This window comes from Vibrio sp. M60_M70 (genome assembly GCF_037162085.1).
Classification (GTDB): Bacteria; Pseudomonadota; Gammaproteobacteria; order Enterobacterales; family Vibrionaceae; genus Vibrio; species Vibrio diabolicus.
The window spans coordinates 391,759-411,915 of sequence record NZ_JARLUL010000002.1 but is presented as its reverse complement, the minus strand read 5'-3'; the positions used below and the strand labels follow the sequence as shown (position 1 = coordinate 411,915).

Annotated in this window: 17 protein-coding genes and 1 pseudogene; 13 read left to right on the top strand and 5 right to left on the bottom strand. The window is 46.9% G+C overall.

Features of this window, described 5'->3' with window-relative positions; all coding sequences use genetic code 11:
• The first annotated feature begins 9 nt into the window (after window positions 1-9).
• The 8 genes from P4S59_RS17600 to P4S59_RS17565 all read left to right on the top strand — a co-directional run bounded on the left by P4S59_RS17600 (window position 10) and on the right by P4S59_RS17565 (window position 8,934).
• The gene (locus P4S59_RS17600; RefSeq protein WP_258662032.1) at window positions 10-879 is read left to right on the top strand and encodes a DMT family transporter; all 870 of its coding nucleotides are present in this window, start codon (window positions 10-12) and stop codon (window positions 877-879) included.
• 388 nt (window positions 880-1,267) lie between these two features.
• Window positions 1,268-3,442, top strand: a complete 2,175-nt coding sequence (locus P4S59_RS17595) for an FUSC family protein (protein ID WP_337168773.1) — start codon at window positions 1,268-1,270, stop codon at window positions 3,440-3,442.
• A gap of 10 nt (window positions 3,443-3,452) precedes the next feature.
• Window positions 3,453-5,096 carry a TolC family protein gene (locus P4S59_RS17590; RefSeq protein ID WP_337168772.1) on the top strand — a complete coding sequence of 548 codons (1,644 nt, stop codon included), beginning with the start codon at window positions 3,453-3,455 and terminating at the stop codon, window positions 5,094-5,096.
• On the top strand, window positions 5,096-5,299 hold the full coding sequence (locus P4S59_RS17585; protein WP_005462724.1) for a DUF1656 domain-containing protein: 204 nt from the start codon (window positions 5,096-5,098) through the stop codon (window positions 5,297-5,299). The genes P4S59_RS17590 and P4S59_RS17585 overlap by 1 nt, the downstream gene beginning before the upstream one ends.
• A gap of 12 nt (window positions 5,300-5,311) precedes the next feature.
• Complete coding sequence (locus tag P4S59_RS17580) at window positions 5,312-6,202, top strand: HlyD family secretion protein (RefSeq protein ID WP_006740779.1); 891 nt, start codon at window positions 5,312-5,314, stop codon at window positions 6,200-6,202.
• A 16-nt stretch (window positions 6,203-6,218) separates the two neighbouring features.
• Complete coding sequence (locus tag P4S59_RS17575) at window positions 6,219-6,905, top strand: potassium channel family protein (RefSeq protein WP_337168771.1); 687 nt, start codon at window positions 6,219-6,221, stop codon at window positions 6,903-6,905.
• Entirely contained in the window at window positions 6,898-8,046 is a 1,149-nt protein-coding gene (locus P4S59_RS17570) for an AI-2E family transporter (protein WP_005396613.1), read from the top strand. The genes P4S59_RS17575 and P4S59_RS17570 overlap by 8 nt, the downstream gene beginning before the upstream one ends.
• 216 nt (window positions 8,047-8,262) lie before the next feature.
• Window positions 8,263-8,934 carry a DUF2057 domain-containing protein gene (locus P4S59_RS17565; RefSeq protein WP_237311376.1) on the top strand — a complete coding sequence of 224 codons (672 nt, stop codon included), beginning with the start codon at window positions 8,263-8,265 and terminating at the stop codon, window positions 8,932-8,934.
• A gap of 134 nt (window positions 8,935-9,068) precedes the next feature.
• On the opposite strand, the gene P4S59_RS17560 is transcribed toward P4S59_RS17565, so the two are convergent.
• Window positions 9,069-9,833, bottom strand: coding sequence for a ferredoxin--NADP reductase (locus P4S59_RS17560; protein ID WP_006740782.1), 765 nt, complete (start codon window positions 9,831-9,833; stop codon window positions 9,069-9,071).
• 210 nt (window positions 9,834-10,043) lie between these two features.
• Between P4S59_RS17560 and P4S59_RS17555 the strand changes: the two genes are divergently transcribed.
• On the top strand, window positions 10,044-10,496 hold the full coding sequence (locus P4S59_RS17555; RefSeq protein WP_005374933.1) for an acyl-CoA thioesterase: 453 nt from the start codon (window positions 10,044-10,046) through the stop codon (window positions 10,494-10,496).
• Window positions 10,497-10,666: 170 nt separating this feature from the next.
• Here the strand turns inward: P4S59_RS17555 and P4S59_RS17550 are convergent, their stop codons facing one another.
• Window positions 10,667-10,885 carry a VF530 family DNA-binding protein gene (locus P4S59_RS17550; protein WP_048625418.1) on the bottom strand — a complete coding sequence of 73 codons (219 nt, stop codon included), beginning with the start codon at window positions 10,883-10,885 and terminating at the stop codon, window positions 10,667-10,669.
• Between the two features lie 132 nt (window positions 10,886-11,017).
• On the opposite strand from P4S59_RS17550, the gene P4S59_RS17545 reads away from it, so the two are divergent.
• Window positions 11,018-11,941, top strand: a complete 924-nt coding sequence (locus P4S59_RS17545; protein WP_114322756.1) for a LysR family transcriptional regulator — start codon at window positions 11,018-11,020, stop codon at window positions 11,939-11,941.
• Here the strand turns inward: P4S59_RS17545 and P4S59_RS17540 are convergent.
• Together P4S59_RS17540 and nfsB are read right to left on the bottom strand one after the other, a co-directional pair.
• A complete protein-coding gene (locus P4S59_RS17540) occupies window positions 11,938-12,228 on the bottom strand; it encodes a putative quinol monooxygenase (RefSeq protein WP_021822050.1) in 291 nt (96 codons plus the stop codon). The two genes, P4S59_RS17545 and P4S59_RS17540, sit on opposite strands and share 4 nt — an antisense overlap.
• Window positions 12,229-12,296: 68 nt before the next feature.
• Entirely contained in the window at window positions 12,297-12,950 is a 654-nt protein-coding gene (gene nfsB, locus P4S59_RS17535) for an oxygen-insensitive NAD(P)H nitroreductase (protein ID WP_337168770.1), read from the bottom strand.
• Window positions 12,951-13,117: 167 nt separating this feature from the next.
• Between nfsB and P4S59_RS17530 the strand changes: the two are divergent.
• A pseudogene (locus tag P4S59_RS17530) lies at window positions 13,118-14,580 on the top strand (helix-turn-helix domain-containing protein).
• Between the two features lie 129 nt (window positions 14,581-14,709).
• Entirely contained in the window at window positions 14,710-17,367 is a 2,658-nt protein-coding gene (locus P4S59_RS17525) for an alpha-amylase family glycosyl hydrolase (RefSeq protein WP_337168769.1), read from the top strand.
• Window positions 17,368-17,450: 83 nt separating this feature from the next.
• On the opposite strand, the gene P4S59_RS17520 is transcribed toward P4S59_RS17525, so the two are convergent.
• Window positions 17,451-18,608, bottom strand: coding sequence for a D-alanyl-D-alanine carboxypeptidase family protein (locus P4S59_RS17520; RefSeq protein ID WP_337168768.1), 1,158 nt, complete (start codon window positions 18,606-18,608; stop codon window positions 17,451-17,453).
• 210 nt (window positions 18,609-18,818) lie between these two features.
• On the opposite strand from P4S59_RS17520, the gene P4S59_RS17515 reads away from it, so the two are divergent.
• The gene (locus tag P4S59_RS17515; RefSeq protein WP_337168767.1) at window positions 18,819-20,114 is read left to right on the top strand and encodes an alpha/beta fold hydrolase; all 1,296 of its coding nucleotides are present in this window, start codon (window positions 18,819-18,821) and stop codon (window positions 20,112-20,114) included.
• Window positions 20,115-20,157: the final 43 nt, after the last annotated feature.

The following is a 20,157-nucleotide window of genomic DNA, read 5'->3' as shown; positions in this document are numbered from 1 at the left end:
GGGCCAAGGATGTCGACCTTTTTACTCACTGCTATTACGATGCTGGCGTTCGCCGCCAATTCATTATTGTGCCGACTTGCATTGGCCGAAGGGTTGATTGATGCAGGAAGCTTCACTCTCGTCCGATTGATATCTGGCGCGATTACCTTAATCGCTTTGCTTGTCGTGAGAGGTCAGTGGAAAACCGATCGGCCAACTTCTCGCTTTCGCTTTTTTGCTGGCGTGGCGTTATTTGGTTATGCTGCCCTTTTCTCTTTCGCGTACTTACAACTGGCGACAGGAACCGGTGCTTTGCTTTTGTTTGGTGCCGTGCAACTTACATTACTGGCAATCTATTGGTGGCAAGGTGAGCGCTTTCAGTTTCTCGAAATCATCGGTATCGGCCTTTCAATTGTTGGCTTTGTTTGGTTAATGTTGCCATCTGCCACGCGCCCCGATATCAGTTCTGCACTTCTCATGCTGATTTCTGGCGTTTGTTGGGCTGCGTTTACTGCGCTCGGCAAACAAGCGCCCTCTCCAAGTAGTGGCATCACGTGGGGATTTATCGCTGCATCTATGATTGGCATATTCTTATCACCATTGATGCTGTCCTCAATCCATCTCTCTCTGGGCGGAATCTTGCTCGCTATCACGTCTGGCGCCATTGCATCTGGCCTAGGTTATACGCTTTGGTATCAAGTAATGCGTAAGCTCTCTTTAATTCAGGCCGCCGTCAGTCAACTTTCCGTACCAGCCATTGCTTTGCTGCTAGGTACCGTCGTACTCCACGAGCCTCTTTCGCTGCATACACTTTTAACCAGTGGCATCATTCTTGGTGGTATCGCTTTGGTTTTTTTATCTCGATCCAAAAAAACAAGCGAACAATCGGCAAGCCGATAAAAAATAATAACTTTCCCTCTCAAATACCCATTCATCATCTATGCTTTTTAAAGCAGCAAAGCTCATTGCAGATGGTACGAGTGGCCTGCTTTAGTATCAGGCGAAGGATATAAGGTGAGAATTGGCTCACACAACACGACGATTTTGTTTCAAAAGTGAGAATCGTCACAGATCGCGATTTTGCTCGTTTTAGCCGTTTCGTCAATAACGCCAAGGGCTAGCGCGAGATCGAGCCAAATACGCTCTTTGTGTTTTGACAAAGGGTTTACAAAGCACACTTTTTCACCCGCTATATTCCGCCCCCCGAATTTATTCAGAACAATATTCTGATTATTCACATAAGAAATTCATCAACTTATAACGATAAGCCTGAGCAAACTTTGACACTATGAACGACAAAATAAAATTCGCTATTAAAGTATCGCTTAGCCTGACTCTGGCTTATCTAATCCCGTTTGCCATGGGTTGGCCGCAAGCATCGACGGCCGCAACCACAGTGATGCTGATTGCATCCACAGGCAGTCGTCGTGAATCCCTCGCCAAAGGTACCTTACGTGTGTTCGGTACGTTGGTTGGCGCCGTCGTTGGCTTGTTACTGGTGGGATTGTTTGCTCAAGACCGCTTGCTGTACATGCTGAGCGTGTCGGTTGTGGTCTCTTTCATTTTTTACTTCCGTAATGCCTATCAAAAAGATCCAACGTTACTCATGCTGACCGGTGTGATGACGCTGATGATGTCCAATGGCGGTGACGCAGAAGGTGCGTTTCTTTATGGCGTTGACCGCGCTTATATGACGGTGTTTGGGGTGGTGGTTTACACACTCGTGGGGACTTTCTTATTCCCGACCAAAACAGAACAAAATCTAAGACAGCTCATCGAACAACTCAACCAAGCACAACGCGCGTTGTTCACCGCTATCCTGCAAAATTTCGAGCAAAAATCGGCAGGACAAGTCTCTCCTCAACAAGAGGGAGAAGAAAATCCAGAAGCAGGAGAGCCACAACCTAGCGTGGATTCTCTTATCGAACAGATGTTTGCCACCCAAAATGCGCTCGAACAGCGTTTTGCTACAGTCAGTGTGGAATGCAGCGACGTGTCGGCCTACATGAAAGAGTGGCGCTTGGCGGTTCATTTGAACAAGCAGGTAACGCAACAATTGACCGTTGCGGCGCACAGCCACTTTAGCCACCAGCAAGACCGTGAAAGCATCAACAACTTTGATCAAGCCGTTGCGGAAATTGACGCGCTATTTGATACCTGCCAACAAGTCTGGGACGAAAAAGAGCCCGCTTTTCGTGCTCAAGAATTCAAAGTCGAATACAACCAAGCGTTGCTTGAAGACGCAGCGCACCTAGAGAAAGGCTCTGCGCTTATGCTGGGGCACCTCTTGGGGCTCATGCATCAAAACTTGTCGCGTTTGGCGGAGAGCATTAGCTGCATTGACTCTGTGACGAACAATGTCTCCTTTGACGTGCCACTGCCGAAACCGAAAGGCAAGTTTCTATGGTGGGACGCAGAAAACTTTAAAACCGCGGTCAAGACCTTTGTCACCTATTGGGTTGCAGGACTGATTTGGATTTATTTCAATCCACCAGGCGGCTACTCGTTCGTAGTCTTCTCGACCATGTTTATGTCTTTGCTGTCGTTCGTGCCTGTGCACCCGATTTTGTTGCTTGTGCTGTTCACTTTCGGCTTCTTGTTCGCGGTGCCTTCTTACGTCTTCATTCTTCCGCAATTGGATCTCGGGTTAGAACTTGGCCTGTTCATTTTTATCTACACCTTTATCGGCTTTTATCTGTTCAACGGGCCAGTGACGATTTTCTACATGGTGGGCTTGTTTGTTCTTGGTTTAGACAACAACATGTTCTATCACTTCGGGATCCTCATGACGATCATGCTGCTTTTCTACATGGTGGTATTCATGATCATTTTCGCGCACTACTTCCCGTTTAGCTCACGACCAGAACACCTCTTTTTGACTATAAAAGAGCGCTATTTTAGGCACACTCGGGATCTGTTTGACTCCTATCAGAAGCAGTCCAGTTCGATTATTACGCCGCTCAAACGGGCCTTACACTTGGTGACGCTCAACGTCTCATCGAAAAAGCTCAAAGTCTGGGGTTCGAAAATCAACCACAAACACTTTGACAAAACCACGCCAGAAGCGATTGGCGCGTTTAGCAAAGCGTGTGATGTACTCAGTAATCACATCAACATCTTAATGGCCGCCGAGAAAAAGTTGATGACCAATCCGCTGATTACTCAGCTTCGCCAACAACACCGCGATTCCATCATTCCTTTGATGGCGGGCGCTTTAGCCAGCCACCAAGCAACACAAGAACTCGACTCCGTATTCGACCAATACAGTCAGGATTACCAAACATTCGAAGATAAACTGGAAGATTTTTTTAGTGAGTTGGATTTATCTGACTACGCTTATTCTGAGATAGCCGGTTTTTATATCTTGCTGAATTTAAAACGGAACGTGTTCGAAGCAATCAAGTATTGCAAGCAAACCTACGAGGATATCGATTGGGTGAACTTACAACAGAAGCGGTTTTAAAGGTGGGGATATGATGCTTCCAAAACTAACCAAACCAAGCCTCGCCATACTTTCCCTGCTCGGGCTCAGTGCGTGTACCACTGTGGGGCCAGACTATGTCCACCCACCGCAAACGCCATTACCAAGCGATTGGTCGGTGCAAAAAGCAGCCAAAGATACGCAGCAATCCGAGCAACAATTACAACAGTGGTGGCAGCAGTTTAACGACCCGACGCTCAATCAATTAGTCGAGTTGGCGAATGAGCAAAACCTAGACATAGAAGCCGCGGGGCTGCGCATTGTTCAAGCGCGTTCATTACTTGGCATTTCGACCGGCTTGCAATACCCGCAAGTTCAAACCGTGTCAGGAAATCTAGCGCGTGCCTACGTGAATGATCAGGGTGTAAACAACGCCGCTCTGTCGTTTGATGCTGCGTGGGAAATGGATATTTGGGGCAAATACGCTCGTGGTATCGAATCTGCAGAAGCTGGTTATTACGCATCCATCGCGTCGTATCACGACATCATGGTCACCATCACCGCCGAAGTGGCGCGTAACTACATTAACTATCGCACGTTCCAAGAGCGCATTTTGCTGTCTCGTCGCAACATCGAAATTCAAGAGCGTGTCGTCCGCATTACACAGGTGCAGTTCGACTCTGGCAACGTTACAGAATTGGACGTTCAACAGGCGAAAAACCAACTATATACCACCAAAGCGGCATTACCGAGTCTCGAAGTCGCGATGAAACAATCACGTACCGCGTTGGCGTTATTACTAGGTGCATTACCGGAAGAAGTAGACGAGCTGCTGCAATCAGATGGAATGCATAAGCAAATTGCTGACTACGAAAAACAGTTCAAATCGACAGGCAGAAAATCGGCGTTATCGGGCACCGACGAGCGCTCCATTGTGCCGCGTCCACCGCTGTTGGATACCCAAGTGGATGCGAACTTAGTGATGCGCCGCCCGGATTTACAAGTCTCTGAGATGCAAGCTCGCGCGCAGAGTGCGCAAATTGGCGTGGCGGAAACCGCTCTTTACCCAAGCTTTTCACTGTTCGGTTCTATCGGTATCGACAGTACGGTTCCCGATGGCAGCAGTTTCAGTTTTAGCGATTCGCTCACCATGGTGGTTGGCCCAACGTTCAGTTGGAATATTTTCCAATACGGACGCGTGAAAAATAACATTCGTTTCGAAGATGCTCGCTTCCAAGAAACGCTGACCAACTACAACAAAAAACTGCTGCAAGCCGTTAATGAAGTCACCAATGCAATCGAAGCGTATGACCTGTATTTACAGCAAAAAGATTTACGCTTGCAATCAGTCAACTCTTCCATTCGTGCATTCAACATCTCCATGACACAGTACGAAAACGGCCAAATCTCTTTTGAACGTCTGCTCAACTCGGTAGAGAAAATGACCCGTGCGGAAGACAGCTACGCAACGATCAAAGGGAACGTCGCGAACCAAGTTGTAGCGCTCTACAAAGCCCTAGGTGGAGGCTGGCAAACCCAAACAGGCAAACCCTTCCTCAGTGAATCTATTGCCAAGCAAATGACAGAACGAACTGACTGGGATGGTTATTTAAATGAAGAAAACCGCGTATTGCCGCCTTTGCGCCTCGAAACTCCGGATGAGACCAGTGATGAGAACAAAACGGAGGATCTCTAATGCCTCATGAACTCTCTTGGGGAGACATTTACTTTTCTCCCACGTTACTGGTGCTCTTTCTCGCCGTCACGGCAACGTGGATAACGGTGATGATATTGAACAAGACACGTTTGTCTCGCTTCATCGCTTTTCCGTCTCTGACGTTTATTGCCATCATGGTCGGTTATGTGGTGGCCATCGACAGCTTTTATATTCAATTTTAGGTGCCAAACAAGATGAAAAAACTATTCGTAATCGCACTCAATCTTGTCATTCTTGGTGGCGCAGCTTGGCTCGGCTATCAAAAATTTGAAGAGTATTTTAATAACCCTTGGACACGCGACGGCCAAGTGCGCGCCAACGTCATCAAAGTAGCTCCTCGTGTATCAGGCCCAATTGTAAATGTCGCGGTGCAAGACAACCAAGAAGTGAAAACAGGCGATTTACTGTTTGAAATCGACCCTGCGACTTACGAAGTTGCTTTGTCTCAAGCCGAAGTGGCACTAGAACGCGCCATTGTTAGCTCTCGCGGTAAAAAAATCGAATACGACCGCCTTAAAGATATTCGCGCGAAAGACCGCGGCGCGGTTTCTCACAAGGATCTGATTCGTCGTGAAATCGCTTACGAAGAATCGCTACTGCAAATCAAATCTGCAGAAGAGCAATTAAAGTCAGCACGCCTTAACCTCAGCTTCACCAAAGTTTATGCGACCGTCGATGGTTTTGTGTCTAACCTCGATATTCGAAACGGTACGCAAGCGGTCGCAAACCAGCCACTGCTGGCGCTGATCGACAAGAACAGTTTCTGGGTGTTTGGTTTCTTCCGTGAAAACCAACTCGCGCAAATCGAACCGGGTAGCCAAGCACGTGTCACTTTGATGTCTCACCCAGACACGCCAATTGACGCAACGGTTGACTCTATCGGTTGGGGTATTGCGCCGAAAGACGGCACGGTCGGCTACAACCTTCTTCCAAACGTGAACCCTGTATTTCAGTGGATTCGCTTGGCACAACGTATTCCGGTGCGAATCTCAATCCAAGAACTTCCAGAAGATGTTGATCTTCGATTCGGGCTTTCTGCGTCCATCATGGTGATGAAAGATTCATCGGCAGAAAATGAACAGTAACTAAGTGAGAAGAACCATGGTCATTGGTAAAAAACTCAAAAACATTAATGAAGAAAACAATTTCTTCTATCTAACTTTAGCGCTGGTGATTTTGTTGCTAGGGAGTGCGATGGCACAAGTGGTGGGTGAAGGGACGATTGAACACATACTACAGGCGTTCACGGTTCTCACGTTCATTGTCTGTTTTGCCAGCCTTCGCTTCGACAAAATGTGGTCTCGTTTCCTCTATACCCTGTTTGGCGTTTGGGTTCTTGTGATTGTGATCAAGACCGTTTTCAACATCCGGGAGATGAATGTAGTGATGCTTTCCCTCACCTTCGCGTTCTTTTTCGGCACTTTTAAATCCATCGCAAGGCAGATTCTTTTCACTGGCCACGTCAATAGCAACAAAGTCATTGGCTCAGTCGCGCTTTTCTTGCTGCTTGGTCTGATGTGGGCAATTGCCTATCTCATTCTTCTAGAGTTCTCGCCAACCTCATTCACTGGGATGGAAGCCATTTCTTGGGGGCAGAATTTCTCTAATGCGGCGTATTTTAGTTTCGTCACCTTAACCACGCTTGGTTATGGCGATATCAGCCCTCTAACGCCATTGGCTCAAGTCGTGGTGTATTTAGAGGCCATTACAGGTGTTTTCTATATGGCGATTGTTGTTTCAAGTCTCGTCAGTTCTAACATTGATCATCAGGTAAACAAAAATGGATAAACAATCGGTAAAAATCGACAGTAAGCTTTTCATCAGTAATATGGTGGAGTCAGCAATACGCATTGGCTTGATCTTCGTCTTGCTGATGTTTACGTACGACATCATCAAACCCTTCATTCTTCCCGTTATTTGGGGTGCAATTATAGCCGTCGCTTTAATGCCACTTACAAAAAAGCTGGAGCGTGCATATGGCGGTCGCAGAGGCCTGGCAGCCACGACGATTGCTTTACTTGGTATTGCACTCTTAGTCACACCACTTGTTATGGTGTCAGGTTCCATTGTGGATGGTGCAACGCATGCGCTTGAAGTATTGCAAAACGGGCAAGTGAAGATCCCAGGTCCAAAACCTTCCGTTGCGGATTGGCCTGTCGTAGGTGATAAGCTCTATGAGGTGTGGACCCTATTCGCGACTAACCTTGAACAAGCGATTCAAACCTTTATGCCGCAGATAAAGTCCGCGCTCACTTCTTTGCTAGGCACACTTGGCGGTGTATTGGGCAGTTTATTGCTTTCAATCTTGTCACTTGCGATTGCAGCAGGTTTTATGACGTACTCTGAATCTGCAGCATCAGGTCTAAGAACCATCGCTATTCGTACCGCTGGTGAAAACGCTAAAAGCTGGACCACGCTTATCGCAGCAACCATTAAAAGCGTACTGCTTGGCGTAGTCGGTGTGGCGGCGATTCAAGCCCTATTGATCGGTGCTGGTTTCTTTGTATTTGGCGTTCCGGCAGCTGGTTTGCTCACTCTGATTCTGATGATCTTGTGTATCGCTCAGCTACCAGCGCTGCTTGCCGTACTACCAGTGATCGGCTTTATGTACATGACTCAAGATACAACGACAGCCACCATGTTTACTGTCTGGGTAGTAGTTGCAGCTCTTTCTGAAAACCTGTTCAAACCAATGTTAATGGGACGTGGCGTCGACGTGCCAATGCCTGTGATTCTGCTCGGTGCCATCGGTGGTATGCTTTTCTACGGCATCGTTGGTCTGTTCTTAGGTGCCGTTATCCTGGCGATTTGGTATGAGTTATTTGTTTGGTGGTTGAGCATTGAGAAAGCACAACAGCAAGAAGAAATGGCAGAACAACAAGACGCTTCTGATGACCAATCAGAGCCTGGACACGGTGCTGGCATATAATAAATCAATAAGTTAGAAAGAAATTTAATCTATAAGTTATGATATCAAACCGCTCTATTACAGCGGTTTGATTCTATTTGGATCACAGTTTCCCCGTAATAAATGCGATAAAAATGACGTTCTTGTTAAATTTTCATACTTCTTACACTTGGGAGTTGCAATCGGGCAATGAACGATGCACTCTCGATGACCACTAATTTGCTTAGGATAAAAACAATGAAATTGATCAAGCCTTTAACTTGTGCGCTTGCTCTCGCAATGAGTGGCATGGCATTCGCAGATGTAACCGTGAGTGTTCCTGACAACGTTTCAGTATTAGCGGCTAACGGTGAAAAAGCAGACCTTTCGGGTGGTTTTTTCGCCTCGGAAAGAACACTAACGTTACCTGATGGCGTTAACCAAGTCGTATTTCGCTTCGCCCCTTACTTTAACCAAGGTAATGACCGTTTAAGTGTTGAAAGCGATGTTATCGTTACACGATTTGACGCTGCCAATGCCGAGCTGACGCTACAAATGCCAGAATACCGCAACCTTCGCGATGCGGAAGAAAAGATCAAGGACTTAGATTGGAAACTGGTTGATGATTCAGGCAACACCGTCGCCGTTGAGCAAGACAAATTGATCAAACCGGGTATGCAAATCGGTCGTGATTACGTACGTGAAGTGGAAAGCTACAACAAAACAGGCGGCGTTGCTGCTATCGCTGTTGCTGGTGCAGCCGTTGCTCAACCAGTCACACTGCCAGCAAAGATTCCTGAAGATATGAAACAAGCGAGAGCGACTGCGGCTAAATCAGATTCGACAGCAGAAGAGATGCTGCACTTCTGGTACCAAAAAGCAGACGCAGAAACCAAAGCTCGCTTTAAAGCGTACGTTAATCAACAATAAGTCTGATTAACTCTATCGATATTAAAAAAGCCACTTCATGTGGCTTTTTTGATCGAACAAGCTAGGACGCTTGAACGACTTTGGTATTGGTGATCATCATGTGTTCAATATGGTTATATCAATTTAACCAAACGCTACCAGTAACGCTCATAGATGATATTGCCTCCTGTTTTAGGACGATACTTTTCCAACCCAAGATCTTGTAAGACTGGCAAGGTATCTTTGATCATCTGCGGGTTCCCACACATCATGACAAAACTACTTTGAGCAGAGAATGGCACATCAGCAGCGTTGGACAGTCTACCCGATTCGATGAGTTCGGGAATTCGACCTTGTAACTGACCATCCACCACTTCCCTACTGACTATCGGGATGTACTTTAGTCTGCCTTCATATCGTTGCTGTAGTTGCTCAATCAGATATTTGTAGACCAGATCTTTTTCGTAGCGAACCGCATGAACAAGCACAATTCGCTCATTATGAGGTGGTAAGTTTATATCATCCAGTAGCGATAAAAACGGTCCAATACCTGTACCTGTAGATAACAGCCACAGATCATGAGCCTGTTTAGGAATAGAGTCGTGGATTAAGTCACCATGTGCGGTCTCACCGACATAAATGCTATCACCAGATTTAAGCTTTTGGAGCCTTGGGGAAAGTTGTCCTTGAGGGTCGGCTACTATTAGGAACTCCAACCAATCGAACTGTTCGCTTGGCGCATTAACCACAGAATAAGCACGGCTGATCGGCTTGCCCTCATCATCTAGCAAAGCAAGCTTGGTGAACTGGCCGGCTTTAAAGGTAAGAGGCGCGCCTGAGACCCTTAAACTGAACAGCTCACCAGTCCAGTCAATGCGTTTTTCCACCTTGGCTAGATTGAAACCTTTCAGCTCAGTCATGAGACACCTCCTATTTGGTTACTCTTAGTTAAACTTACGCCTTCAACTCGATTATGTAAAGTTTCTAGTTTACATAATAAGATTGCCATTTCATTTCACATTTTAAAAACAATTTTATTACATATTAAATGATTACATCTAGAATAAATGCTCAAAGTGATAAGTCGCGTCGCAATTTGTGGCAATGCAGATGAAAAAGGAGCACTAAAAATGGACACACTGTTAAAGGACTTTCCCGTTATCACAGAGATCAAAGTCGCATGGGGTGAAATGGATGCTCTGCAACACGTCAATAACGTTGTCTATTTTCGCTACTTTGAGACGGCGCGTTTAGATTACTTCAACAAAATTAATCTGCTAGTCGACCTGCAAACCTCGCAAATTGGGCCAGTACTGAGCGAGACGCAATGCCGCTACAAGCTGCCTGTCACTTACCCAGACACGTTATTAGTCGGCTCGCGCGTGATCGACATGCAAGAAGATCGAATCACGATGGAATACCAAGTGCTGAGTAAGAAGTGGGGTAAGATTGCGACCATCGCGACCGCCACTGGTGTGATGTTTGATTTTAAGAACAACGTAAAAGCGGCGATTCCAGACCACGTTCGCCAGTCGATTTTAGACTTGGAAGGAACTGTGGGTAGCACGCATCATTTAGAGTAGCAAGAAACGAGAGATTAAAGGCGAGAATCCCCCGACAGCGCTTCTTCAGCGCTGTCGGGAATAACGTAGGGCTAATCTTCCAACCTACGCGATAAGAGAACTAGCGTCATTCTAGCGAGCCAAGGCGAGACTAAGAATCTACTTACCGCTTGCTGCAGACCATAGAGTGATCAGCAGAACGTCTCGATATACAGCGCTTCCACCTTATCTCTTGCCCATTGCGTTTTACGCAAAAACTTCAGAGAAGATTTGATCGACGGATCTTTCTTAAAACAGTTCACTCGAACGCGCTCATACAGGCCATTCCAACCAAAGTGTTCAACTAGTCGGGTGACGATTTTTTCTAAACTCAACCCATGCAGAGGGTTATTCGGCTGCTGTTGGTTCATGCTATTAATCCAGTAAAGTGAAGTTGCGCGCTAATCTAACCCAAACTCACCGTGCAACCTAATGTTTTAACCTTGAATTGCCGTGCGACTCTCCCCTATAGTAACCCAAACTTCTTAAAAGCCCTTTTCATTATGAAAGCCCTCAACGACCTCAATATTTTTGTCGAAACAGCGCGCCAAGGCAGCTTTTCAAAAGCCGCCAACAGCATGGACATGACACCAGCCGCCATTAGCGCATCGATTAAGCGTCTTGAAGGGCAAATCGGTTTCCCGCTGTTTGTGCGTTCCACCCGAAGCCTGCGTTTAACCTCAGAAGGCGAACTGTTTTTAGACAAAACCACGCAAGCATTGGCTACATTGCAAGAGGGGTTGGATCAGATCTCAAGTGCGCGTGGTGAGTTATCTGGCCAACTGCACATTACTGCGCCCTCCGATTTTGGTCGAAATATGTTGCTCGATTGGGTGGATGAGTTCATCGATCTCTACCCAAATGTTTCCATCAAACTAGAGCTGTCCGATAGCTTGACGGATATGTACACCAAGCCTGTCGATATTGCGATTCGCTACGGCGAGCCAGCCGACTCCAATCTGGTCGTGTTGGCATTGTGTGGGTCAAACGAACGGATCTTATGTGCATCGCCAGAGTACGTAGCCACACATCCAGAACTCACCTCTCCTGCCGATCTAACGCAACACAACTGCTTGTGCTACATGGTCGCGGATTCGGTCTACAACAAATGGACGCTCACGCGTGACGGCGAGAAAGAACAAGTCGTGGTCAGCGGTAACTTGATGAGCAACGATAGTGACTTGCCACATCGGTTAGCGATCAAAGGCAAAGGCATTGCGAATAAATCGTTGATGGACATCAGCCGAGACTTAATCGAGGGAAGATTGGTGCGAGTGTTACCAGAGTGGGATTGCGGCCCAGTGCCGCTCTACATGGTGTGCGCCGATCGTCGATTATTGACGCCAACGATTCGGACTTTCCGCGACTTTATCCAACAAAAATGCTGCCAGCAACGCACCAACGTGCTAGCAACCTTCTGTCATTAGGCGATAAATCGAAGAGGACGAATCTGGGTATATTCAACCCAATCGTTCTCTTCTAATGTTTCAAGAAACGTCGCCATATGCGGGCTTTGCAAATGCTTATCCAAGGCCTCTTGCGATGCCCAGATTTCTTGGAACATAAATAGGCCCTCAACTTTTTCGTCGAGATACAACTCGTATTGGCAACAGCCTTCTTCTTTGCGAGTTGGCTCTAGTAAACCAGCAAGCAAATTCACCACCTGATCCTTACTGTCTGGATAGGCTTTCACTTCTGCAACTAAGTGGATCATCGTTTTATCACTCTTTGCGATTTATATATTGATTGCGAGATTCTACATAACCTACAAGTAAGCTCGAATTAGATCTCGGTGAATACGGTTTCTGCGTCCCAGCGAGACTTTGGCGTTTTCGCGTTGAAGTCATCTTCCGCGTGGTAGCCAAGCGGCACGATCACAACGCTGGTGTAACCTTTTTCACGCAAGCCAAATTCTTCATCCAGCACTTTGGGATCAAACCCTTCAATTGGCACTGCATCAATTTCTAGCGTCGAAGCACCCAACAGCAACATACCCACGTTGAGGTAAACTTGTTTCTCCATCCAATGGTTCGCATCTTTCAGATCAAAACGGTGCATGTTCACAAAGTAGCTACGACCACCGCGCACAGCCGCTTTCGCTTCTTCGGTTGGGAATCGGCCATCTTTTTCTTCTTGCGCCATTAGCGCTTCAATGTAGTCGTTATCAATGCCTGTTTTCGCACAAAACACCAATACGTGAGAAGCGTTGAGAATCTTCGCCGCGTTAAACGCGTAGTTCTCTTGTGCCGCTTTAGCGATGCGCTGTTTACCTTCTTCTGTGCTTGCCAGAATGAAATGCCAAGGTTGAGAGTTCACACTCGATGGACTAAAACGAACCAGCTCTTTAACTGCATCGATTTTTTCTTGAGGTAGCTTGCGTGTTGGGTCAAACACTTTCGTTGAGTAACGAGATTTTGCAGCTTGTACGATATCCATGAGGTTCTCCAATTAATGAGTTTAAGCTGAGTAACAGCATAACCTCATGAGATAAAGGGAAAAACCGATTTCGATTAAAAACATTTTCAAAATAAATTTGAAAATAAAACGATAAGAAAGGCTTTGAGCGTTCTCACTGAACTTCTTCATCTTTTCGGCAATAATGCATGTTTGCTCGCAACCAAACTCAACTCATGCTGCCTCAAGATAACGTTATTACATCCTTTCTGTGCAAAAAGCTCGGTCACAATCACCTTCGAATTGCCGGCGAATATTGGCACATTGAGAAGTTGGTGGCCTTGCAATGCATGATGTTGAAAGAAGCGCCTAACCTCCAAGAAGGGCTGCTTTGGTGGAGTAAAAGTGTCTCATTATTCGACCGCCGTTTGTACGTCACATTTCAACATGGTGATGCCCAAATCCATCTGCAAGTCGAATGTAGAACGGCCGATATGCCAAATTGGGCGGAGTCGGTGTTTGGCTTGCTCAAAATGCAGTTGGAAATGCTTGAGCTAAGCGAATCAATACAGGTACAAGTTCACGCCAACAATCCACTCGCGGCCGATATTTTTCTAGAGGAAACGCGAGATTCTAAAACGAGTTCAAGCGTGTTTGAACTGGTGAAACATGTTTATTTGCTGCTTTCTCACCAGCCCATTGAACAACCAGAATTGCTGAGTGTTTTGAACGCCTTGTTCATCAAAAACAGCAATTACGCGCTCAAGTTAGAGCAAGCGGCAAGGCAACTGGGCGTCTCCAAACGCACCTTGCAACGTCGACTGCAAGAAAAGCAAATGAGCTACTCTCAATGCGTTGATTTCGCGAAAAAAAGCAAGCACTCACTTTGCTCGCCGACACCCAACTCACGACGCAGCAAATCGCCTATCAACTTGGTTACGAAGAACCATCGAACTTTCACCGCACTTTTCGTCGTTGGTATCCGTTTTCACCCATGCAGTATCGCCAACAATGTTTGGATAACCGAACTCAGCTAAATCAGCAACCGATCCGCTTGTACTACGCCAAAGCCAATACCTTCGACGATAACCACATCGACCAACCTGTCGGCAAAATCTGGATGGAAGTGGACAATATTGCGTTTGAGAAAGTGGTCTCGGTAGAATGCCGTGACCGTGATGGCGCATGGCGGCGCTATCCCGCCTTCTTCGAGCGTTTTTTAAGTCATGGCATCGAACTCTGGACAACGACTGAACTTCCGGTGGCGCATCCCCTTACCTTTCGCCTGTGTTATGAAGTCGATGGGGAACGTTACATTGAGAATAACCACCAGCGTGATTATGTGGTTTCTAAGGGGCTTTTAATTGGCGCAACGGAATACATTGTCCCGACTCGGCAGCTTATTAGTATTGGGGCGCAATACACGCTCTTTATCGAACTGGCATGCCGACTTGAAAACGTTGCGAGGATTGACTGTTACGTCGATGATGACCCCACACCTCACGCAATGCGCTTAACCCAACACTCGCTACATTATGCTTGTTGGGTGCTGCAATTATCGCTCACTCAAACTGCAAAGCAGTGCCGCTTCCGCCTTTATGATGAATCCGACAACGAGCTCGCGAAAGAGCATTACCCGATACAATATCCAATTGTGCAACCGCTCAATTAAAACTGTCGGCCAGATCAAAATCGTCTCTTCGTGACATCATTTCACGTCTTTTTTGGCGTGAAATGACACTCTCAATTTCAAACCTTTGCTTTATCGTTTCTGCATTGCTGCACAACGGAGGCAAAAACTGTGTTTGAAACTCTACCTAACCCAATGAATAAAATAAAAATACTTCCTTTAGCGATCGCTCTTGCTCTTTCTGGCTGTGGAAGCGACGAAACCACACCAATCGATACAGGCAGCCACGTGGCATCTCCTGATTGGCAAGATCAAATCATTTACTTCCTGATGATCGACCGTTTTAACGACGGCGACAGCGCTCTTAATGATCAAGGGCAAAACGAATTCGATCCAACTTCGGATAAAAAATTCAGCGGCGGCGACCTCGTTGGTGTGAGCGATAAGTTAAGCTACATCGAAGATCTCGGTGCCACATCGATCTGGATTACTCCGCCAGTTGCTAACCAATGGTGGGATGCAGAGCAAAACTACGGCGGCTACCACGGGTACTGGGCGCGCGATTTCCAAAAAGTGGATGAACACTTTGGTGACATGGAAAGCTACCAAGCCTTAGCACGCGAAGTGCATGTGCGTAACATGTTCTTAATTCAGGACATCGTGACCAACCATGTAGGCAACTTCTTTACCTACGATGATCCTTACAGTTATGATCCAAGCCTACCTTGCCAAGGCTTCCGTTTGATTAAAAATGCACTACCCGCCGGACAAGAACTGCCGTACCCACTCAACATGAACGAGTGTAAAACAGACGGCACAGGCAGCTACCACTGGACGCCAACCATCACCGACCACAACGATCCGGTACAAGAAAAAACCTGGCAGCTCTCTGATTTGGATGACCTTAATACGTCCGATCCTGAAGTACGCGCTTATCTAAAAGAGAGCTACCGAAAATGGATTCGCGAAGTCGGCGTCGACGGATTCCGTATCGATACGGTGAAGTTTGTTGAACACGATTTCTGGAACGACTTCCTACACGCCGACGATGGTGTGATGACGCAAGCGGTTGATACTGGTCGCGATAACTTCCTGACCTTTGGAGAAGTCTTCGAAACATCTACACCATACAACACCGAAGGCGAAGAGAAGATGCTGACTTACATCGGTGAAAGTGGCTCGCCGAAACAGCTAACCTCGGTACTGAACTTCCCATTGCAAGCGACCATGACGCGCGTATTTGCATCAGGGCAACCGACCGACTATTTGCGTTTCCGTCTTGAGAAAATGATGGAGATGTTCCCGAATCCATACATCATGCCGAACTTCATTGATAACCACGACATGCCGCGCTTTCTGTCGCAAGGTAGCGTGAATGACATGAAACAAGCACTGATCACCATGATGAGCGTACCGGGTATTCCTGTGATTTACCAAGGTACAGAACAGGCGATGTCAGCGGCGCGTGATGCGATGTTTGCTGGCGGTTACCGTGAAGATGGCAACTACGTAGACTCGTTCGACCAAAACAGTGAAATGTACTTGTTTATTCAAGAACTTGCCAAGCTACGCACTGAAAACAAAGTCATGACACGTGGCGAAATAAAAGTGATTGGCAGCGATAAAGCGGGCGCGGGCGTCTTCGCCTTTACTCGAACGTTGGATAACGACGAAGTCTTGGTTGTGATGAATACATCCAACTCGCCGATGTTGATGAACCAACTCGATGTAGAACAAGTTGGCGGCACCGTCTTCAAACAACAAATCATGTCGAACTGGGCAAACGCTCCAGAGCAGTTAGTCGCAGATGAAAATGGTCACGTAACCCTTGAGCTACCAGCCAAGTCTGCAGTGATTTACTCAAAAACAAGCAACAACCAATCTGTAGAGACCCCAGACCTCAACATCCAACTAGCGCAGGATTGGGAAGGACAAACCATCACTGGTGATATTGTTATCGCGGGTAGTGCGAACGCCAACGAGAAGTTGAACCTCGTCGTCGATGGTAACTTGGAAACAGCGCAAACCATTACTGTAGGTGCTGATGGTCAGTTTAGTGTCACGCTGTCGACTCGTCATTTTGCTATTGGCGAGCAACAGCACCGCTTCGCGATTTATTCCACCGAGAAAAAAGCAGGCATCGAGGACGTGAATTTTGTCTCCAACCTAAGCTGGTCAAACACGCCGGACGACACCATTGATGATGCGGGCGATGCACAAGACGGCGTGGGCGGCCCAAACGGCAACTACTCATTACCAACCGATCCAACGTTCGACAAAGACAACAGCCAACTCGCAATCAACAAAGCAGAAGTGTTTACCGTTGGCAGTAACGTACGTTTGACCTTCACTATGGACAAAATCACCGACACTTGGTTGCCACCAAACGGCTTCGACCACGTGGGTTTCACCATCTTTATTGATTTACCGGAAGAAGCCGCAACCAACTTGTCTGAGCTACCGAAGATCAACGCTTCTATGCCAAGCGGAACCTGGAGTCGCAATGCGGTTGTTTTTGGCTGGCAAAGCTCTATTTACAACACCAAAAGAGCAAATGCGACGACATGGGGAGAAGCCGTAACGCCAGCACCAACAGTGACAGTAGACAAAGCCAACAACACCATTTCAATGGACTTTGCTAGCGATGCACTAGGCCGCCCAGATTCGCTCGATGGTATCCGTTTCTATGTCACGACTTGGGACTTAGACGGTCTTTCAGCAACTTACCGTCCGCTAGAGCAAGACAAAGGCCCTTGGAACTTCTCCGGTGGCGCATCGGATGAAAGTAAGATTTGGGACGATTTACCAATCATCACCTTGTCGGAATAAACCGTTAAAAAGACACCGCCCAGCGTTTAGCTGGGCGGCCATCAACAAAAGAATGCAGAAAGACACTTCTGCTCGTTTTTATTCTAGTTAAAGAACGATTTCACCCACAGCACCAGACTGTCCCAAAGCTGAGCGAACCACGAGCCCTCTTCTACCACTTGGCTGCTGACCAAGGGATAACTCGCCACGGTACTGTCATCGCTTTTCCAAACGACCTTACCAATCTCATCTCCTTGCGCGATCGGTGCAATCAATGGTTCATTTAACACCACACTCTTATCAAGCCCAGCCGTCATTGAACGAGGCAGAGTGAGATAGGCATCATTAGCGAAGATCGCCTCAACTTGATTGGCATTTCCCTTCCAAACGCGAACTTTAGACTCAACCTGCCCTTGTTTGGCAACTTGTTTGGTGTCATAAAAACGAAAACCATAACTGAGCAAATTCTTGGATTGGCTCGTTCGAGCCTGTTTACTTGGCGTGCCCATCACTACCGAAATCAACCGCATTTTCCCTTCTTTGGCGGAGCTCACCAAACTGTATCCCGCATTGCTGGTGTAACCGGTTTTGCCCCCGTCGACGTCAATGGAATTGTCCCACAGTAATTTATTGCGGTTGTACTGCGTAATGTCGTTCCACTTGAAGACTTTCTCACTATATAGCGCATACACAGCGGGAACATCGTTGATGATCGACTGCATGAGTTTTGCCATATCGGTGGGTGAGGTTTGGATGCCTTCACTATCGAGACCATGGGAGTTTACAAAATAAGTGTCTTGCAGCCCTAACTTCTCAGCCCAACCATTCATCAAGGCGACAAAGCCGCGTTCACTGCCAGCTACGTGCTCAGCCAGTGCAACGCACGCGTCATTACCCGATTGGATGATCACACCGCGCATTAAGTTCGCAACACTAATTTCATCTTTCGGTTTGATGAACATTTTAGAAGATCCGGGAAACTTGGCCGACCACGCGTTTTCGCTCACGGTGACAACATCATCCCATTTCAAACGCCCCGCTTTGATTTCTTGTCCAACGACGTAAGCGGTCATCAACTTGGTTAAACTAGCCGGAGCAAGGCCTGCTCGCCCGTTATGCTCGGCAATAATGGCACCGGATTGAAAGTCCATTAATACGTAACCTTTCGCCTTTAATTGAGGTGGGTTGGGCGTAACAACGGCAAAAGTAGGTACGCTTATTAAACAAGTCACAATAATCCATCGAGCCAGTGACACTTTCATCCGACTTCCTCCATGCTCTCACTTTGTCGCAACTCTATTGAGCATAGCTCACTCAACCAGTTGCACCAGTCGCTAATCGTTTCATTTTCTTGAACTTACATTGATTTGACCAAGGTATAGAACTGACGAAGCGATTTGGAAATAGCATTGGTTCTTCACGCCATTCGCAGTAAAGTAGCGCTACCCATCAATAAGGAAATAAAGATAACAATGAACGCTCAATCATTTATCGACGCAGGATTGCATTACACTCCCCACAGTTTTACCGTTCCTCTGGATTACCAAAACGTGAGTAAAGGCACCATTGACGTCTTCGCTCGTGCGGTTTGCCTAGTTGGCGATGAAGAATCGACCAAACCTTGGTTGGTTTACTTTCAGGGCGGGCCAGGCTTTCCCTCTCCGCGTCAAAACGGCAATAACGGCTGGGTAAAACGCGCGCTGCAAGAGTACCGAGTTTTGCTTCTCGACCAGCGCGGTACGGGCAATAGTTCGATGGTTAATCATCAGACTCTGGCTCACCTCACGCCAGAGCAACAAGCAGACTACTTAAGCCACTTCCGAGCCGATAACATCGTGCGCGACGCGGAGTACATTCGTGAGCAATTTGGCGTCGAAAAATGGGCGATCTTAGGTCAAAGCTTTGGTGGTTTTTGCTCCCTCACCTATTTGTCTCTGTTCCCAGACAGCTTGCTGCAAAGCTACATCACGGGTGGCGTGCCATCAGTCTCGCGTCATGCCGACGATGTGTATGAAGCCACTTTCAAACGCACCATGGAGAAAAACCAAGCGTTCTTCCAACAATTTCCAAGTGCGCAACAACTTTGCCAAAACATTGCGAATCACTTGCTGGAAAATGAAGAATATCTACCAAATGGTCAACGCTTCACGGTGGAACAATTTCAACAAATCGGCATCAACTTTGGTGTGAGTGATACTTTCTTGCCAACTTACTATTGGCTAGAAAGTGCATTGATTGAAGTGAACGGCAAACAACAACTTCGTTATGAGTTCTTGAACGATATGTTGGCGCAGCAAAACTTCCAAACCAACCCGATTTACGCCATTTTGCATGAATCGATTTATTGCCAAGGCTTTGCGTCAAATTGGAGTGCTCACCGTGTGCGCCAAACCCGACCAGAGTTTAATTATAAACCTGGCAAGCCATTTTACTTTACGGGGGAAATGGTCTTCCCATGGATGTTCGATCAATACTTCAACCTCAAGCCACTAAAAGATGCCGCTGAAATATTGGCCGCGAAAGAAGATTGGGCTGCGCTGTACGATCAAACACAACTGGCTCAAAACAAAGTGCCTGTCAGTTGCGCCGTTTACGCCGATGATATGTTTGTGGAAATGGATATCAGCCGAGAAACGCTCGCGTTAATCCCAAACTCAAAAGCGTGGATCACTAACGAGTACGAGCACAACGGTTTACGTGCCGACGGTGAGCGCGTTTTAGATAAGTTAATTGCGATGGGGAATCAAACCGCCGCTAATTTGAAATAAATACTATAAAAACGCCTCTTCTAGAGGTAAGAGGCGTTTCATT